Here is a 17,675-nt window from a genome sequence, read left to right as displayed (position 1 = left end):
CAACCGGCACAGCGGGCTAGAGAGAGGCGAGGCATGAGTGACGATCAGGCGCTGACCGGTCCGGGTACGCAGACACGTCGTACCCTGCTCACTGGCGTCGGGGCAGTCGGCGCGGCCGTCGTCCTGGCCGCCTGCGGCAGTGACGACGGCAACGGCAGTGCCGCTCCCACCAGTGGCGGCCCGGCGGTGCCCAGCACCGGCGACGCCGGCGGCGGCGACCGGCAGGGCGCCCAGTCGCTGGCCACCACCGCCGACATCCCGGTCGGTGGCGGGAAGGTCCTCGCCACCGACGGCGTGGTCATCACCCAGCCCACCGCCGGCCAGTTCAAGGGCTTCAGCCCGATCTGTACCCACCAGAACTGCCCGGTGACGAACGTCGACGGCGGCACCATCAACTGCACCTGCCACGGCAGCAAGTTCTCGATCGAGGACGGCTCGGTGAAGGCCGGCCCGGCCACCAAGCCGCTGCCGCCCAAGGAGATCAAGGTCACCGGCGACCAGATCTCGCTGGCCTGACGCGTACCTCGCCTGCTTGGTCGACTCACGTTCCGGAAGGTCGGGGTGCCCGCGACCTGCGGCGCCCCGACCTTCCGGAAACCGAGTGGATCTAGCGCTGGCCGTGGACTGTCGGTGCTGCGGACTAGGCTTGCTGGCGTGGCTGACCCCTCGACCTACCGCCCCGCACCCGGCACCATCCCGGAGTCACCGGGGGTCTACCGCTTCCGCGACGGCACCGGCCGAGTGATCTACGTTGGCAAGGCGAAAAACCTGCGCAGCCGGCTCAACTCCTACTTCGGCGACGTGTGGAACCTGCACGAGCGCACGCGGCAGATGGTCACCACCGCCGAATCGGTGGACTGGATCACCGTCGGCACCGAGGTTGAGGCGCTCCAGCAGGAGTTCACCTGGATCAAGCAGTACGACCCCCGGTTCAATGTCCGCTACCGCGACGACAAGTCGTACCCCTATCTGGCCGTCACCCTCGACGAGGAATACCCGCGGCTGCAGGTGATGCGCGGCGCCAAGCGCAAGGGGGTGCGCTACTTCGGTCCGTACTCGCACGCCTGGGCGATCCGGGAGACGCTCGACCTGCTGTTGCGGGTGTTCCCCGCGCGGACCTGCTCCGCCGGGGTCTTCAAACGGGCCGGTCAGGTCGGCCGTCCCTGCCTGCTCGGCTACATCGGCAAGTGCTCGGCGCCGTGCGTCGGCACCGTCTCCGCCGACGAACACCGCGCGATCGTCGACGGGTTCTGCGACTTCATGGCCGGGCGCACCGACACCATGGTCCGCAAGATCGAGCGCGAGATGACCGAGGCGAGCGAGCAACTGGAGTTCGAGCGCGCCGCCCGCCTGCGAGACGACGTGGCCGCGCTGCGCCGGGCCATGGAGAAGCAGACCGTGGTGCTGGGCGACGGCACCGACGCCGACGTGGTCGCGTTCGCCGACGACCCGCTCGAGGCCGCCGTGCAGGTCTTCCACGTCCGCGATGGCCGGGTCCGCGGCCAGCGAGGCTGGGTGGTGGAGAAGACCGAGGACCTGACCACCGGCGACCTGGTGCACCACTTCTGCACCCAGGTGTACGGCAGCGAGCAGGGCGAGACCGACGTGCCCCGGGAGTTGCTGGTGCCCGAGCTGCCCGCGGACGCCGACGCGCTGGCCGACTGGCTCTCCAACCACCGGGGCAGCCGGGTGTCGCTGCGGGTGCCGCAGCGCGGCGACAAGCGTTCACTCATGGAGACGGTGGAACGCAACGCCAAGGACGCGCTGGCCCGGCACAAGCTCAAGCGGTCCGGTGACCTCACCACCCGGGGCAAGGCTCTGGACGAGATCAGCGAGGCACTGGGCATGCGCACCTCGCCGCTGCGCATCGAGTGTTTCGACATCTCCCAGATCCAGGGCACCGACGTGGTCGCCAGCATGGTGGTCTTCGAGGACGGGTTGCCCCGCAAGAGCGAGTACCGGCGCTTCATCGTCCGTGGCGCCACCGACGACCTGTCCGCGATGTCCGAGGTGCTCCGCCGCCGCTTCGCCCGCTACCTGGACTCCAGGGCCGAGACGGGCGAGGTCGGGGTGGAGTCGGCCGACGACCCCACCGCCCCGGGAGACGCGGTGGAGCCGCAGGTCGGTGTCCTGATCGATCCGACCACCGGCCGGCCGCGGAAATTCGCGTACCCGCCGCAGTTGGTGGTCGTCGACGGCGGAGCCCCGCAGGTCGCGGCGGCCGCGCAGGCCCTCGCCGACCTCGGCATCGACGACGTGGCCCTGTGCGGGCTGGCCAAGCGGCTGGAGGAGGTCTGGCTCCCCGACGACGAGTTCCCGGTCATCCTGCCGCGCACCTCGGAGGGGCTCTACCTGCTGCAACGGGTCCGTGACGAGGCCCACCGGTTTGCCATCACCTTCCACCGGCAGCGGCGTTCCAAGCGGATGACCGAGTCGGCGCTGGACCACGTGCCCGGCCTGGGGGAGGTGCGGCGCAAGGCGCTGCTACGTCATTTCGGCTCACTCAAGCGGCTCTCCGCCGCAACAGTTGAGGAGATCACCGAGGTGCCCGGGGTGGGCCGACGTACCGCCGAGGCGATTCTGACCGCCCTCGACAAGGACACGAAAGCAGACGACGGCGCCGCAGCGACGCCAAGCCCCTGACCGCCACCCTGCCCGTTTCCTCTGCCCTGCCCTGCCCTGCCCTGCCCTGCCCTGCCCTGCCCTGCCCTGCCCTGCCCTGTCCGTGTGCCGTGCCCTGTCCGCGTGCCCTGCGCTGTGCGTGCGCTGTCCGCGTGTCTTGGCCCGGTTTTCCTGGATCGAGCGCGATCTTGGCGGGCGAGCCGTGCCTGCGTGGCGCGCGCCAGTTCCCGAGGGTGGTTCGAGGCGGTGCGAGGGGCGACAACCCCGACTAGGCGTGGTCGCCAGTGGGACGATGCTGGGATGGTTTATCCGGTTTGTCTTCCGCAGGCCGGGGTGGTCGGGTCCTCCGGGTAAGCCAGGGTCGTCAAGCGGACGACCCGGACATGATCCACTCCATATCGCCGATGTGGCGGCATCCCGCCCGGCGGATACCGCCACATCGCCGACATGGAGTGGATCACCGCCGGATGCCCACCATGCGGGAGCGCCAGGCCGCCGGTTTGTTCTGTCTGGGCGGTTTGTCCAGTGGTCGGGGCCACCCTGGCGGTGGAATCGGGGGCCGGCTCGGGTCGTTATACCTGGCGTGCCGCCGCAGCCCCCGGGCTCAGGCGTGTGGCAGCCCCGGGAACACCCACCGGGCCGCCACGGTTCACATCCCCGTAGCCGCCAGCCTCCGGAACACCGGCCGGCACGATTACATCCCGTCGCCGACGGTCCCCGGAACACCCGCCGGGCCTACATCCCCGCGGGGCTGAGGTGCGAGGGCTGGTCCCGGGAACACCCACCAGGCCGCCACGGTTACACCCCCGGCCGCCGAAGTAGCAGGCCACCCCCGGGAACACCCACCGGGCCGCCACGGTTACACACCCGGCCGCCGAAGTAGCAGGCCACCCCCCCCGGGAGTGCGGCGGAATAACCCGCCAGTTACACCCCCCGTTGAGACACCCGATGCCGGCCCCGTGTGGGCTGCCGGGCGCGAACCCCCGCAACGACTTCCCCGCCGCGCACCCACCCCCGGGTGTGCATCGCGGACCCCCTATCGCAGAGGAGCACGCCATCATGCGTACCGATCTGATCCGTAAGACCGCCCTCACCGCTGCCGGACTCGCCTTCACCGGCGGCGCCATCGCCGGCCCCGTCACCGCCGCGTACGCCGCCGACGCCCACACCCAGGGCGACCGCAAGCCCGCCAGCGAGCGGGAACTGAACGTCCGCTACCAGGCCCAGCCGAACTTCTACGACTGCGGCCCCGCCGCCACCCGCAACGCCCTGTCCGTGCAGGGCAAGGACATCAACATCGACGACATGGCCAAGGAAATGGGCACCACCGAAGCCGGCACCAACTCGATCAACGACATCACCCCGGTCCTGAACAAGGAAACCGGTAAGGGCGACGCCTACCACAGTGTCGAGATCAGCAACCCCGACGCCGACACCAAGCAGACCGACCAGCTGCGTGCCGACGTCGTCAAGACCGTCGACAACGGCCGGGCCGTCGTCGCGAACATCGCCGGCACCAGCACCGACACCAACGGCAACACCCACTCCTACGAAGGCGGGCACTACATCAGCGTCGTCGGCTACCACGACAACGGCAACACCGTCACCATCGCCGACTCCGCCGACCCCAACACCGCCTCCTACGACATCACCGTCGAGCACCTCGCCGACTGGATCGCCACCCGCGGCTACGCCACCAACTGACCCGCGACCACCAGCACCAGCAAAACCAGCACCAGCACCACACGGAAGGGCCGGACCCCAAGCACCAGGGGCCCGGCCCTTCGGCATGACCTCAGTCGGTGGCGAGGACGGCGAGGATCTGCTCGCCGTACTTGGCGAGCTTGTTCTCGCCGACCCCGCTGACGCGGGACAGGTCGGCCAAACTGGCCGGCGCGTCGCTGGCGATCTGCCGGAGCGTCGCGTCGTGGAAGACCACGTACGCCGGGACGCCCTGCTCCTTGGCGGTGGCCGCCCGCCAGCCGCGCAGTCGCTCGAACAGCGACGTGGCGGCCGGGGTCAGCTCGGCCACGACGGTGGCCGAGCCGCGCGGCTTCGACGAGCGGGTCGAGGCCGGCTTCTCCGGCTCGCGGCGCATCGTCACCGTGCGGCGGCGGCCCAGGACGTCCGCGCTCGCCTCGGTCAGGGCGAGCGTGCCGTAGTCGCCCTCCACGGCGAGTAGTCCCTCGGCGAGCAGTTGCCGGACCACGCCTCGCCACTCCGCCTCACTCAGATCGGAGCCGATGCCGAAGACGGTCAGCGAGTCGTGACCGTACTGGCTGATTTTGTCGGTCTGCTTGCCGAGCAGGATGTCGATGCAGTGCCCGGCACCGAACCGCTGGTTGCGTTCGCGGTCGAGACGGAAGACGGCGGAGAGCAACTTCTGGGCGGCGACCGTGCCGTCCCAGGACTCTGGTGGGGTGAGGCAGGTGTCGCAGTTGCCGCAGGCGGGCGTTGCCGTCTCGCCGAAGTATTCGAGCAACTGGACCCGGCGGCAGCGCACTGTTTCGCAGAGGGCGAGCATCGCGTCCAGGTGTGCGGCGAGGTTGCGGCGGTGGGCGAGGTCACCGTCGGACGTCTCGATCATCTTGCGTTGCTGGACGACGTCCTGCAGCCCGTACGCCAGCCAGGCGGTGGACGGTAGGCCGTCCCGGCCGGCGCGGCCGGTTTCCTGGTAGTAGCCCTCGACGGACTTGGGCAGGTCGAGGTGGGCGACGAATCGGACGTCCGGTTTGTCGATGCCCATGCCGAAGGCGATCGTGGCCACTATCACCAGGCCGTCCTCGCGCAGGAAGCGCTGCTGGTTGGCGGCGCGGGTCGCCGCGTCCAGACCGGCGTGGTACGGCAGTGCGGCGACCCCGTTGGCGGTGAGGAACTCGGCCGTCTTGTCGACCGAGGCCCGGGACAGGCAGTAGACGATGCCGGCGTCGCCGGGGTGCTCGTCGCGCAGCAGGGCCAGCAGTTGCTTGCGGGGCTCGCGCTTGGGAACGATGCGGTACTGGATGTTGGGCCGGTCGAAGCTGGCCACGAAGTGGCGGGCGTCGTCGAGCTTCAGCCGGGTGGCGATCTCGGTGCGGGTGGCGCTGGTCGCGGTGGCGGTGAGCGCGATCCGGGGCACCTCGGGCCAGCGTTCGTGCAGCATCGACAGCGCCAGGTAGTCGGGGCGGAAGTCGTGCCCCCACTGGGACACGCAGTGCGCCTCGTCGATCGCGAACAGGGAGATGCGGCCCCGGTCCAGCAGGGCGAGAGTGGATCGGACGCCGAGTGCTTCCGGGGCGAGGTAGAGCAGATCCAGTTCGCCGGCGACGAAGGCGGCCTCGACCCGGCGTCGGGCGTCCAGGGTCTGGGTCGAGTTGAGGAAGCCGGCACGCACGCCGACTGCGGTGAGCGCGTCCACCTGGTCCTGCATGAGCGCGATCAGTGGGGACACGACGACCGCGACCCCGTCGCGGACCAGGGCTGGAATCTGGTAGCACAACGACTTGCCGCCGCCGGTGGGCATCAACACCAGCGCGTCGCCACCGGCGACGACGTGGTCGATCACGTCCTGCTGGAAACCGCGGAAGGCGTCGTAGCCGAACACCCGGCGCAGCACCGGCAGGGCGCCCTCGGTGCGCAGGTCGGTGGGAGAAGCCATCCGCGGAGTCTACGAGCCGACCCCGACACCGCCCGCCCGGCGCACCCGAGTGGCGGCCAGGCCGCGCGCATCCCACCCGACAGCGCCCGGCGCACCCAAGTGGCGGCCAGGCCGCGCGCATCCCACCCGACAGCGCCCGGCGCACCCGAGTGGCGGGTACGCCGGGCGGCGCGGTCAGCTGGGCTGGCTGGACCGGTTCGCGAGGCCGCGCGGTGGGGCCTTCATCCCGACCACGATGTCGACGATCTCGATGTAGCGGGCCTTGTTGCCCATTCGGAAGGCGGTGGCCGCCGCGTTGATCTCCTCCAGGGTGTCGGCCTCGACCATGGTGACCTGGTCGTACTTGCCGTTCACCCCGGTCGTCACGACGTGGGTGAGCTGCTTGGCGAAGCGGCCCAGGTCCCGCGCGTGCTCGGCGGAGACCTCGTGGATGCCCTCCCGGCCGAGGGCGAAGTACTCCGGGTTGATCCGCATGAACAGGAAGCCGATGTATTTGTTCTTGTCCGCAAGGTCGTGCATCGCACCCTCCCAGTGTCGGTCTGACCTGCGACGATCACGAAGAGCTTATTGATGATTACTGATCGTTATCAAGGGCGGCGGCTGTCGGGAGGGCGACCCGCGGCGGCCGGTCGACGGAAGAGCCGTGACGGGTGGCGGCCGTCGGCGAGGCGGCGGGATAGAGTCGCTGATTGACCTATCGCGGCCGAGGGCGGCCGCGGCGCCACAGCTTGGGGGTACGGGTGAGCGAGGCGCGTACAGCCGGTGGACGGATCGGCGAGCCGAGCGCCGTCGACGGGCAGTTGGCGGCCGAGTCGGAAACCACACTCGTGGTGGTCACCGGCGTCTCCGGGGGTGGCCGCAGCACTGTTGCCCGGGCGTTGGAGAACGTCGGCTACTACGTCGTGGACAACCTGCCGCAGGCGCTGATGCTGGACATGGCCGAGTTGGCGTTCAAGGCGGGCGGCGCCGCTCGGCGTACCGCGATGGTGCTCGACGTGCGGTCGCGGGCCTTCTCGACCGACCTGGCCGGGGCGATCCGGGAGCTCAAGGAACGCGGCTTCTCCCCCCGGGTGGTCTTCGTCGACGCCGACGACGAGGTGCTGATCCGGCGGTTCGAGAGCGTTCGCCGTTCGCACCCGTTGCAGGGCGACGGGCGGTTGGCCGACGGCATCGCCGTGGAGCGTGGGCTGCTGGAGGAGGCGCGCGACCTGGCGGACGTGATCGTCGATACCAGCCACCTCAACGTCAACCAGCTCCGTCGGCGCATCGAGGAGCTGTTCGGCGGCGAGGACGCCCGCCGGCTGCGGGTCACCGTGCTGTCGTTCGGCTTCAAGTACGGCCTGCCGCCGGACGCGGACTTCGTGCTGGACGCCCGGTTCCTGCCCAACCCGTACTGGGTGCCGGAGTTGCGCGAGCACACCGGGCGGGAGGAGGCGGTCAGCGCGTACGTGCTGGGCCAGGAGGGCGCGGACGCCTTCGTCACCTCGTACGCGGACCTGGTCAACGCCACCACCATCGGCTTCGAGCGGGAGGGCAAGCGGTACCTGACGGTCGCCGTGGGCTGCACCGGCGGCAAGCACCGCAGCGTGGCCATCGCCGAGGAGTTGGCCAGCCGGTTGCGCCACTCCGGGCTGGCGGCCAACGCCCAGCACCGTGATCTGGGGCGCGAGTGACGGCCCGCCGAGTGGTGGCGTTCGGCGGTGGGCACGGCCTCTCCGCCTCGCTGCGCGCGCTGCGCCACTGCGCACCCGAACTCGACGTCGAGATCACCGCGGTCGTCACTGTCGGTGACGACGGCGGGTCCAGTGGCCGCCTGCGCGCCGAGCGAGGTGGGCTGCCTCCGGGTGATCTGCGGCAGGCGCTGGTGGCGCTGGCCGGGGACCACCCGGCGACCCGGCGCAGCGCCGGGCTGTTCCAGCACCGCTTCGCGGCCGTACCGGTGGGCGTACCCGGATCTGGAACGACCGACCCGGACCCGGCGGTGGGCGACGACCCGGACCGGCACGGCGCGGCCCGGCGCGGCACCGACGGGGCGTCGGCCGGCACGGACGGGCTGGCCGGGCACGCGGTGGGCAACCTGGTGCTCTGCGGTCTCATGGAGCTGCTCGGTGACCCGGTGGCGGCGCTGGAGCACGCCGGCGCGATGCTCGGCACGGTCGGTCGGGTGTTGCCGATGTCCCGCCAGCCGGTCGGCATCGAGGCGCGGGTACGCGGTGCCGACCCGGCCGCCGGCGACGAGGTGCACACGGTGCGCGGCCAGCACCAGGTGGCCGTGACCACCGGGCGGGTGGAGTCGCTGCGCCTCACCCCCGCCGCCCCGGCGGCCTGCGCCGAGGCCATCGAGGCGATCATGGCGGCGGACTGGTTGATCTTCGGGCCGGGCAGCTGGTACACGAGCGTGCTCCCGCACCTGCTGGTGCCGCAGTTGGCCGACGCGATCGTGTCGACCTCGGCCCGGCGGTTGGTCACGCTGAACCTCGCCGCGGAGAAGGAGACCCTCGGGCTCTCGGTCGCCGACCACCTCGCGGCCCTGCGCCAGTACCTGCCCGAGCTGAAGGTGGATCTCGTGCTCGCCGATGCCAAGGCGGTGGGTGACCCCGAACCGGTCGAACGTGCGGCAGAATCGCTGGGTGCCCGCCTGGTCCTCGCCCCCGTCGCCGTCAGCGACGGCACTCCCCGACATGATCCGGCTGCCCTGGGCGCCGCGCTGGTGCCTGTCCTGCGCGCCGATCGTTAGACACGTACGTAATCTCCGGCGACACGCCGGAACCGGTCCGTGAGGGGACGCACAATGGCGATGACGGCCGCGGTCAAGGACGAGCTGAGTCGGGTCGACGTGCCCAAGCCCTGCTGTCGGCGGGCGGAGATGGCGGCGCTGCTGCGCTTCGCCGGCGGGCTGCACATCGTCTCCGGCCGCGTGGTGGTGGAGGCGGAGTTGGACACCGGGGCGGTGGCCCGGCGGTTGCGCCGGGAGGTCGCCGAGGTCTACGGGTACCCCAGCGAGATCCACGTGCTGGCCTCCGGCGGGCTGCGCAAGGGTAGCCACTTCATCGTGCGGGTGGTCAAGGACGGCGAGGCCCTCGCGCGGCAGACCGGCCTGCTCGACGTGCGGGGCCGCCCGGTGCGCGGGCTGCCGCCGCACGTGGTGGCGGCGAACGTCTGCTGCGCGGTCTCCGCGTGGCGGGGCGCGTTCATGGCACACGGCTCGCTCACCGAGCCCGGCCGCTCCAGCGCCCTGGAGATCACCTGCCCGGGGCCCGAGTCGGCGCTGGCGCTGGTCGGCGCGGCCCGCCGCATCGGCATCACCGCGAAGAACCGCGAGGTGCGCGGGGTGGACCGGGTGGTGGTCAAGGACGGCGACGCGATCGCCGCGCTGCTCACCCGCATCGGCGCGCACTCCAGCGTGCTGGCCTGGGAGGAGCGACGGGTACGCCGCGAGGTGCGGGCCACCGCCAACCGGCTCGCCAACTTCGACGACGCCAACCTGCGCCGCTCGGCGCGGGCCGCGGTCGCCGCCGCCGCCCGGGTCACCCGCGCACTGGAGATCCTCGCCGACGAGGCGCCCAACCACCTGACCGACGCCGGACGGCTGCGCCTGGAGCACCGGCAGGCGTCGCTGGAGGAGTTGGGCGCGCTCGCCGAACCGCCGTTGACCAAGGACGCCATCGCCGGGCGGATCCGCCGGCTGCTGGCGCTGGCCGACAAGCGGGCCCGGGACCTCGGCATCCCGGATACCGAAGCAGCCGTCACGCCCGACATGCTCGTGGTCTGATAGGACGGTGGGGCCGCACGGTGCGCCGGGAGCACGACCCGGCGCGGCGTGGTCTCGCGCGCTCGGATATGGTCGCTGAGTACGGCAAGGGGGCCGACACCGGCACTTCTCGTCGTGCCCACCGCCTCGGGCGGTCAGGTCCTCAGACCGCGCGGCGGGGTGGCCGAGATGAACCGTCGACGGCCGGCTCCAACGGTCGGCGCACACCATTCCCGCCGGCCCGTTGTCTGAAGCCGGCGGACCAGAACGCGAGGAGATGGGACCTGTGACCATCCGGGTTGGCATCAACGGCTTTGGCCGAATCGGCCGTAACTTCTTCCGGGCAGTGCTGGCGTCTGACGCCGACATCGAGGTCGTGGCGGTGAACGACCTGACCGACAACGCCACGCTCGCCCACCTGCTCAAGTACGACAGCATCCTCGGTCGCCTGCCGTACGAGGTCAAGGCCACCGCCGACGAGATCACCGTCGGTGGCAAGACCATCAAGGCGTACGCCGAGAAGGACCCGTCGAACCTGCCGTGGGGCGAGGTCGGCGCTGACGTCGTCATCGAGTCGACCGGCTTCTTCACCGACGCCACCAAGGCGAAGGCGCACGTCGACGGCGGGGCCAAGAAGGTCATCATCTCCGCACCGGCGAAGAACGAGGACGTCACCGTCGTCATGGGTGTCAACCACGACACCTACGACCCGGCGAAGCACACCATCATCTCCAACGCTTCGTGCACCACCAACTGCCTCGCCCCGATGGCGAAGGTCCTGCACGACACGTTCGGCATCCAGCACGGTCTGATGACGACGATCCACGCGTACACCCAGGACCAGAACCTGCAGGACGCGCCGCACTCGGACCTGCGTCGGGCCCGCGCCGCCGCGCTGAACATCGTGCCGACCTCCACCGGTGCCGCCAAGGCGATCGGTCTGGTCCTGCCGGACCTCAAGGGCAAGCTCGACGGGTACGCCCTGCGGGTGCCGATCCCGACCGGCTCGGTCACCGACCTCACCGTCAACGTGGGTCGTGAGACCACCGTGGACGAGGTCAACGCCGCGCTGAAGGCCGCCGCGGATGGTCCGCTCAAGGGCATCCTGGTCTACAACGAGGACCCGATCGTCTCCACCGACATCGTCACGGACCCGGCGTCGTGCATCTTCGACGCGCCGCTGACCAAGGTCGTGGGCAACCAGGTCAAGGTCGTCGGCTGGTACGACAACGAGTGGGGCTACTCCAACCGTCTCGTCGACCTCGTCAAGCTGGTCGGTAGCTCGCTGTGAGCATCCGGACCCTCGACGACCTGCTCGCCGAGGGGGTGTCGGGTCGGCGCGTGCTGGTGCGCGCCGACCTGAACGTCCCACTCGACAAGCAGACCGGCGCCATCACCGACGACGGCCGGATCCGGGCGGTGCTGCCGACTCTCGGCGCGCTGGTCGAGGCCGGCGCGAAGGTTGTCGTCTGTTCGCACCTGGGCCGCCCGAAGGGCGCACCGGATCCGCAGTTCAGCCTCGGCCCGGTCGCCGGGCGGCTCGGTGAGCTGCTCGGCGCGCCGGTGCGCTTCGCCACCGACACCGTCGGGGATTCCGCCCGTTCCACCGTCGCGGACCTGGCCGACGGCCAGGTCGCCCTGCTGGAGAACCTGCGCTTCAACGCGGGCGAGACCAGCAAGGACGAGGCGGAGCGGGGCGCCTTCGCCGATCAGCTCGCCGCGTTCGGCGACGCGTACGTGGACGACGCGTTCGGAGCCGTACACCGCAAGCACGCCAGCGTCTACGACGTGCCGGCGCGGCTGCCGCACGTCGCGGGCCGCCTGGTGCTGCGTGAGGTCGAGGTGCTCTCCAAGCTCGCCGGCGACCCCGAGCGGCCGTACGTGGTGGTGCTCGGCGGGTCGAAGGTGTCCGACAAGCTCGCCGTGATCGAGGCGCTGCTGCCCACGGTCGACCGGCTGCTCATCGGCGGCGGGATGTGCTTCACCTTCCTCAAGGCCCAGGGCCTGGAGGTGGGCACCTCGCTGTTGGAGAAGGACATGGTCGAGACCTGCCGCAACCTGCTGGAGCGGTCCAACGGCAAGATCCTGCTCCCGGTCGACGTGGTGGTCGCGGACGCGTTCGCCCCGGATGCCGCGCACGACACGGTCCGCGTCGACGGCATCCCGAGCCACCGGCTCGGCCTGGACGTCGGCCCGGAGACGGTGGCCGGCTTCAGCGCCGCGTTGTCCCCGGCGAAGACGATCTTCTGGAACGGCCCGATGGGTGTGTTCGAGATGCCGGCCTTCGCGGCGGGCACCCGGGGGATCGCCGAGGCGATCACCAAGGCCGACGCGTTCAGCGTCGTCGGCGGCGGTGACTCCGCCGCGGCCGTCCGTGCCCTGGGGCTGGACGAGTCGTCCTTCGGGCACATCTCCACCGGCGGTGGCGCCTCCCTGGAATACCTCGAGGGCAAGGCCCTCCCCGGCATCGCAGCCCTGGAGAACTGAATGGCGAGCACCACCCGCCGGCCGTTGATGGCCGGCAACTGGAAGATGAACCTCAACCACCTCGAGGCCAACCTGCTGGTGCAGAAGCTGGCGGCGAGCCTCACCGAGAAGCAGCTCACCGACGTCGAGACGGTCGTACTGCCGCCCTTCACCGACCTGCGTACCGTGCAGACCGCGGTGGACGGCGACAAGCTGCTCATCGGCTACGGCGGGCAGGACCTCTCCCCGCACGCGTCCGGCGCGTACACCGGGGACATCTCCGGGCCGCTGCTGGCCAAGCTCGGCTGCACGTACGTGGTGGTCGGGCACTCCGAGCGGCGGGCCTACCACCACGAGGATGACGCCCTGGTCAACGCCAAGGTGAAGGCGGCGCTGACGCACGGCCTGACGCCCATCCTCTGCGTGGGCGAGGGGCTGGACGTGCGCGAGCAGGGCACCCACGTGGCGCACTGCGCCGACCAGCTCGACGGGGGCCTCGCGGGGCTCACCGCCGAGCAGGTTCGGCAGGTCGTGATCGCGTACGAGCCGGTCTGGGCGATCGGCACGGGCAAGACCGCGACGCCGGAGGACGCCCAGGAGGTCTGCGGGGCGGTCCGGCAGCGACTGGTGGAACGCTTCGGCCAGGACACCGCCGACCAGGTCCGGGTCCTCTACGGCGGCTCGGTCAAGGCGTCCAACATCGCCTCGATCATGGCCCAGCCGGACGTGGACGGGGGCCTGGTGGGGGGCGCCAGCCTGGACGCGGAGGAATTCGCTCAGATCTGCCGGTTCCCGGAGCACCTTGCCCGCTGATCGCTCGGTATCCTTGACACCGCCCGTCCGCCGGTCGGTGCCGCCGTGCCCGATCAGACCGGGCGAGGATCGCTACGAGAGGAACTGACCCCAGCCATGCCGATCTGGTTCGCATACACGTTGATCGTGTTGCTGGTCATCACGAGCATTCTGCTCACCATGCTGATCTTGCTGCACCGCGGCAAGGGCGGCGGTCTGTCGAGCATGTTCGGCGGTGGCGTCAGCTCCAGCCTCGCCGGCTCTTCGGTCGCGGAGAAAAACCTGGACCGCTACACGGTCCTGGTGAGCGTCGTCTGGTTCGCCGCCATCGTCGGGCTCGGGCTCTGGCTTCGCCTCCAAATGAACAGCGGCTCCTGAGCTAGCTCGTCAAGTCGTACAATCTGCGCGCGGTCCGTCACTCGACGGGCCGCGCGCAGACTTTTCTCCGCTGCACCGCGTCGCCCGCCGTCCACCCCTGACAGATGGCGGGTCCCCTCCGACGACAGGAGCGAGCAGCCGTGCCCAGTGGCAACGTCATCCGCGGCGCCCGGGTCGGGTCCGCACCCATGCGCCCCGACGAACGGCACCAACCCGCCCCCCGACAGGACGTCACCTACTGGTGCCGCAACGACCACCGGATCGACATCCGGATCGCCGCGGACGCCGAGGCACCTGCCCGGTGGGACTGCCCCCGGTGTGGTCTACCCGCCGGACGGGACGCGCAGAACCTGCCAGGCCGGGTCCGCGCCGAACCGTACAAGAGCCACCTGGCGTACGTGAAGGAGCGGCGTACCGCCGAGGAGGGTGAGGCGTTGTTGGCCGAGGCCCTCGCCGCGCTACGCCGTCGGCGCGGCGAGTAGCGGGCCCCTCCTCGCGCTCAGCGGAGGCTGCGGAGGCGGGCCGGTACGTCGGCTGCCGCCGCCCGGTCCAACAGCCAGCGGGTGCGGCCCACGCCGTGCACCCCGGCGGCCGGCAACTGCACCGGCCCCGCGCCGGCCAACGCCATCCCCACCGCGCGTGCCTTGTCGGCGCCTCCGGCCACCAGCCAGACCTCCTCGGCGGTGTTGATCGCCGGCAGGGTGAGCGTGGTCCGCATCGGCGGCGGCTTGGGGCTGCCCCGCACGGCGCTGACCGGCCGGGTCTCGTAGTGCACCGGGTGCTCGGGGAAGACCGAGGCAACGTGCCCGTCCTCGCCGACGCCGAGCATCAGCACGTCGAAGTGCGGCAGGGTGGCGTGCCCGGGCCGGGCGGCGCGCGCCAGTTCGTCGGCGTACGCGGCTGCCGCCGCCTCGGGGTCGTTGCCGGCCGGGCCGTCCGAGGCCGGCATCGGGTGTACCCGGGCCGGGTTCAGCGGCACCACGTCCAGCAGGGCGGCTCGGGCCTGCGTCTCGTTGCGCTCCGGGTCACCGGCGGGCAGGAACCGCTCGTCACCCCACCACACGTCGACGCGGGACCAGTCCACCGCGTCGCGGGCCGGCAGCGTCGCCACCGCCCGGTACACGGCCGCGGCGATCCGGCCACCGGTGAGCACCACCGACGCCTCGCCCCGGTCCGCCTGGGCGTCGAGCAGCTTCACCAGCAACCGGGCCGCCACGGCCTGCGCCAGCAGGTCGGCGTCGGCGTGGACCGCGACACTCGCCTCACTCATGGGTTACGCCTTCGTTTCTCAGACCGCGGGGCGGTCGCTGTCGCGTCGGGCCCGGGCCGGTGTGCCCGAGGTGGAGGGGCGGACGCCCCGGAGGTTACGGGGGCAGGGCCCGGAATCAACCCGGCCCTGCCCCGAGATGGTGCCCCGGCTGGGCTCAGCCCTCGCCGCTCGTGCCGGAGTGCGCGGCGACCCCGGCCTCGGCGCGCTGCGCGGTGGCCGGGTCCTTCCAGACGTGCACCCGCTGCGGGGATCGCTGCTCCAGCCCCCGCAGCCCGACCGTCGCGCCCAGCGCCTCCGCGTACACCTGGTCGGCGTCCAGACGGCGCAGCTCCTCGGCCAACTCGTCACCGAGGGGCCGACGGACCAACGGCAGGGCCCGGTCGTCCTGGCCCGTCCGCCGGAACACCGCCATGCTGTCCTCACGGGTCAGCGTCAGCTGGTCGCCGTTGGCGCAGCTCAACCGCACCTCCCGCATCCGGGGGAACTCGTCGGTGTCCACCCGGTGCGGGGTGATGCCGAGTCGGCTGGACAGCCAACCGACCATCAGCGCCGCCGTCGGGTCGGTGGCCGGCGCGACCACTGTCGCGTCGACAACCCGCTCGCTGGCGGTGTCGAACGCCCCAGCGACCAGGGTGCGCCACGGGGTGATCCGGGTCCACGCCAGATCCGTGTCGCCCGGCGCGTAGTCGCGGGCACGCTGCCGCAGCGCCTCCACCGGGTCGGCGGCCTGCGCGGAGTCGGTGATCCTCCGGTCGGCGACCACCCCGAGGAAGTCGGTGGCGATCTCCGCCGGCGGCTCGCCGTGCCACCAGGTGACCACCGGCACGTCCGGGACGAGCAGCGGCATCACGACCGACTCGGCGTGCAGGGCCAGCCGACCGTACATCCGGGTGACCACCGCCTCGCCCGGGCCGAGGCGGCCACCGACCACGATCTCCGCGTCCAGCCGGCTGCGGTCCCGCTCGATCTCGGAGCGAACCACCACCACCAGCCGGCACGGGTGGGCGGCGGCGGCGATCGTCGCCGCCGCCTCCGCCTCACGGACCCGCTTCTCGTCCACCACCACGATCAGGGTGAGCGCCATTCCGCTGGCCACCCCACCGGCGCTGCGCCGCTCGGCGGCGAGCGCCTTGACCACCTCGTTGCCGGTGGTGTCCCACAGCCCGATCACTGGAGCCTCCTGCTCTGCGTCATGGTGAGCTCGCTGCGCTCGCTCACGCGCGCCGCCAGGCGCGGCCCTCGCGGGCCAGCATCTCGTCGGAGGCCCGCGGCCCCCACTCGCCGGCCCGGTACGGCTCCGGCGTGGTGCCCGCCCAGGCGTGCTCCAACGGGTCGATCACCTGCCAGCTCTGCTCGACCTCGGCCGCGTCCGGGAAGAGGGTACGGTCGCCGATCAACACGTCGAGGACCAGCCGCTCGTACGCCTCGGGGCTGGACTCGGTGAACGCCTCGCCGTACTGGAAGTCCATCGCGATGTCGCGGACCTCCATCGTGGTGCCCGGCACCTTCGAGCCGAACTTGAGCACCACGCCCTCGTCCGGCTGCACCCGGATCACCAACTGGTTGTTGCCCAGCGACTCCATGTCGGCGTCGTTGAACGGCAGGTGCGGCGCCTTCTTGAACATGATGGCGACCTCGGTGACCCGCCGGGGCAGCCGCTTGCCGGCCCGGATGTAGAACGGCACCTCCGCCCAGCGGCGGTTCTGGATGCCCAGCCGCACCGCCACGTACGTCTCCGTGGTGGAGTCGCTGGGCACGTCCCGCTCCTCCAGGTACCCGACCGCGCGTTCGCCGCCCACCCAGCCGGGCAGGTACTGCCCACGTACGGTGTCCCGGGCGACGTCCTTGGGCAGGGTGATGGCCTTGAGCACCTTCAGCTTCTCGGCCCGGATCTCGTCGGCGTCGAAGCTGGTCGGCTCCTCCATCGCCACCAGGGCGAGAAGTTGCAGGAGGTGGTTCTGCAGTACGTCGCGGGCGGTGCCGACGGTGTCGTAGAAGCCGGCGCGGGTGCCGATGCCGACATCCTCGGCCATGGTGATCTGCACCGAGTCGACGTACTTGGAGTTCCACAGCGGCTCGAACAGGTTGTTGGCGAACCGCAGGGCGAGGATGTTCTGAACCGTCTCCTTGCCCAGGTAGTGGTCGATCCGGAAGACGTCCTGCCGGGTGAACACGTCGTCGACGAGGTCGTTGAGCGCCTTCGCCGAGGGCAGGTCGTTACCGAACGGCTTCTCCACCACGACGCGGCGCCAACCGCCGGACTTCTCGTTGTCGGCCATCCCGGTGCGGGCCAGTTGCTTGAGCACGACGGGGAAGGCGGCCGGCGGGATGGAGAAGTAGAACGCCGCGTTGCCGGTGATGCCGTGGGTCTGCCGCAGGTCGTCCAGCGTCGAGGCGAGCTGGTCGAACGCGTCGTCGTCGTCGAAGGACCCACCGACGAACTTGATGTTGCCGGCCAGGCGTGCCCACACCTCGTCCCGCCAGGGGGTACGGGCGTGCTTGCGGGCCGCCTCGCAGGCGAGGGTCTCGAAATCGCCGTCACCCCAGTCGCGGCGCGCGAAGCCGAGCACCACGAAGCCGGGCGGCAGCAGCCCCCGGTTCGCCAGGTCGTAGACGGCGGGGAGCAGCTTCTTGCGGGCCAGGTCGCCGGTAACCCCGAAGATCACCAGAGCGCAGGGCTCCGGGATCCGGGGCAACCGGCGGTCCTGCGGGTCGCGTAGCGGGTTCACCGAGCCACCTTCGGTTCGCGACTGCGGGGC

Annotated in this window: 16 protein-coding genes; 11 read left to right on the top strand and 5 right to left on the bottom strand. The window is 71.2% G+C overall.

Going from position 1 to position 17,675, the window contains the following annotated elements; translation table 11 throughout:
• Window positions 1–33 precede the first annotated feature (33 nt).
• From C7C45_RS13250 to C7C45_RS13240, 3 genes are all read left to right on the top strand, one after another.
• Window positions 34–516: a Rieske (2Fe-2S) protein gene (locus C7C45_RS13250; protein ID WP_110563958.1), complete on the top strand. Its 483-nt coding sequence runs from the start codon at window positions 34–36 to the stop codon at window positions 514–516.
• 138 nt (window positions 517–654) lie between these two features.
• The gene (gene uvrC, locus C7C45_RS13245) at window positions 655–2,643 is read left to right on the top strand and encodes an excinuclease ABC subunit UvrC (protein ID WP_110563957.1); all 1,989 of its coding nucleotides are present in this window, start codon (window positions 655–657) and stop codon (window positions 2,641–2,643) included.
• A 1,038-nt stretch (window positions 2,644–3,681) separates the two neighbouring features.
• Window positions 3,682–4,326, top strand: a complete 645-nt coding sequence (locus C7C45_RS13240; protein WP_110563956.1) for a C39 family peptidase — start codon at window positions 3,682–3,684, stop codon at window positions 4,324–4,326.
• Window positions 4,327–4,417: 91 nt separating this feature from the next.
• Here C7C45_RS13240 and recQ read toward each other — a convergent pair whose 3' ends face one another.
• On the bottom strand, window positions 4,418–6,259 hold the full coding sequence (gene recQ / locus C7C45_RS13235; protein WP_110563955.1) for a DNA helicase RecQ: 1,842 nt from the start codon (window positions 6,257–6,259) through the stop codon (window positions 4,418–4,420).
• A 174-nt stretch (window positions 6,260–6,433) separates the two neighbouring features.
• Window positions 6,434–6,778, bottom strand: a complete 345-nt coding sequence (locus C7C45_RS13230) for a hypothetical protein (RefSeq protein ID WP_110563954.1) — start codon at window positions 6,776–6,778, stop codon at window positions 6,434–6,436.
• 221 nt (window positions 6,779–6,999) lie between these two features.
• Here C7C45_RS13230 and rapZ point away from each other — a divergent pair, with 221 nt between their 5' ends.
• The 8 genes from rapZ to C7C45_RS13190 all read left to right on the top strand — a co-directional run bounded on the left by rapZ (window position 7,000) and on the right by C7C45_RS13190 (window position 14,128).
• Window positions 7,000–7,932: an RNase adapter RapZ gene (gene rapZ / locus C7C45_RS13225; RefSeq protein WP_425271136.1), complete on the top strand. Its 933-nt coding sequence runs from the start codon at window positions 7,000–7,002 to the stop codon at window positions 7,930–7,932.
• Window positions 7,929–8,996, top strand: a complete 1,068-nt coding sequence (locus C7C45_RS13220) for a gluconeogenesis factor YvcK family protein (protein ID WP_110563953.1) — start codon at window positions 7,929–7,931, stop codon at window positions 8,994–8,996. The genes rapZ and C7C45_RS13220 overlap by 4 nt, the downstream gene beginning before the upstream one ends.
• A gap of 54 nt (window positions 8,997–9,050) precedes the next feature.
• A complete protein-coding gene (gene whiA, locus C7C45_RS13215; protein ID WP_053656981.1) occupies window positions 9,051–10,031 on the top strand; it encodes a DNA-binding protein WhiA in 981 nt (326 codons plus the stop codon).
• A gap of 265 nt (window positions 10,032–10,296) precedes the next feature.
• Window positions 10,297–11,301 carry a type I glyceraldehyde-3-phosphate dehydrogenase gene (gene gap / locus C7C45_RS13210; protein WP_110563952.1) on the top strand — a complete coding sequence of 335 codons (1,005 nt, stop codon included), beginning with the start codon at window positions 10,297–10,299 and terminating at the stop codon, window positions 11,299–11,301.
• Window positions 11,298–12,497, top strand: a complete 1,200-nt coding sequence (locus C7C45_RS13205; protein ID WP_110563951.1) for a phosphoglycerate kinase — start codon at window positions 11,298–11,300, stop codon at window positions 12,495–12,497. The genes gap and C7C45_RS13205 overlap by 4 nt, the downstream gene beginning before the upstream one ends.
• Window positions 12,498–13,289, top strand: a complete 792-nt coding sequence (gene tpiA / locus C7C45_RS13200; RefSeq protein ID WP_110563950.1) for a triose-phosphate isomerase — start codon at window positions 12,498–12,500, stop codon at window positions 13,287–13,289.
• Between the two features lie 96 nt (window positions 13,290–13,385).
• Window positions 13,386–13,646: a preprotein translocase subunit SecG gene (gene secG, locus C7C45_RS13195; protein WP_110563949.1), complete on the top strand. Its 261-nt coding sequence runs from the start codon at window positions 13,386–13,388 to the stop codon at window positions 13,644–13,646.
• A 140-nt stretch (window positions 13,647–13,786) separates the two neighbouring features.
• Window positions 13,787–14,128: an RNA polymerase-binding protein RbpA gene (locus tag C7C45_RS13190; RefSeq protein ID WP_110563948.1), complete on the top strand. Its 342-nt coding sequence runs from the start codon at window positions 13,787–13,789 to the stop codon at window positions 14,126–14,128.
• Between the two features lie 17 nt (window positions 14,129–14,145).
• Here the strand turns inward: C7C45_RS13190 and pgl are convergent, their stop codons facing one another.
• The 3 genes from pgl to zwf form a co-directional block, all read right to left on the bottom strand.
• Window positions 14,146–14,916, bottom strand: coding sequence for a 6-phosphogluconolactonase (gene pgl / locus C7C45_RS13185; RefSeq protein WP_110563947.1), 771 nt, complete (start codon window positions 14,914–14,916; stop codon window positions 14,146–14,148).
• A 154-nt stretch (window positions 14,917–15,070) separates the two neighbouring features.
• A complete protein-coding gene (locus C7C45_RS13180) occupies window positions 15,071–16,087 on the bottom strand; it encodes a glucose-6-phosphate dehydrogenase assembly protein OpcA (RefSeq protein WP_110563946.1) in 1,017 nt (338 codons plus the stop codon).
• A gap of 43 nt (window positions 16,088–16,130) precedes the next feature.
• Window positions 16,131–17,645, bottom strand: coding sequence for a glucose-6-phosphate dehydrogenase (gene zwf / locus C7C45_RS13175; protein ID WP_110564176.1), 1,515 nt, complete (start codon window positions 17,643–17,645; stop codon window positions 16,131–16,133).
• Window positions 17,646–17,675 lie beyond the last annotated feature (30 nt).

The organism is Micromonospora arborensis (assembly GCF_003205615.1).
In the GTDB taxonomy this organism is placed as follows: domain Bacteria; phylum Actinomycetota; class Actinomycetes; order Mycobacteriales; family Micromonosporaceae; genus Micromonospora; species Micromonospora arborensis.
Note: the sequence above shows the minus strand (reverse complement) of the source record. Positions and strands in the feature narration are given on the sequence as shown.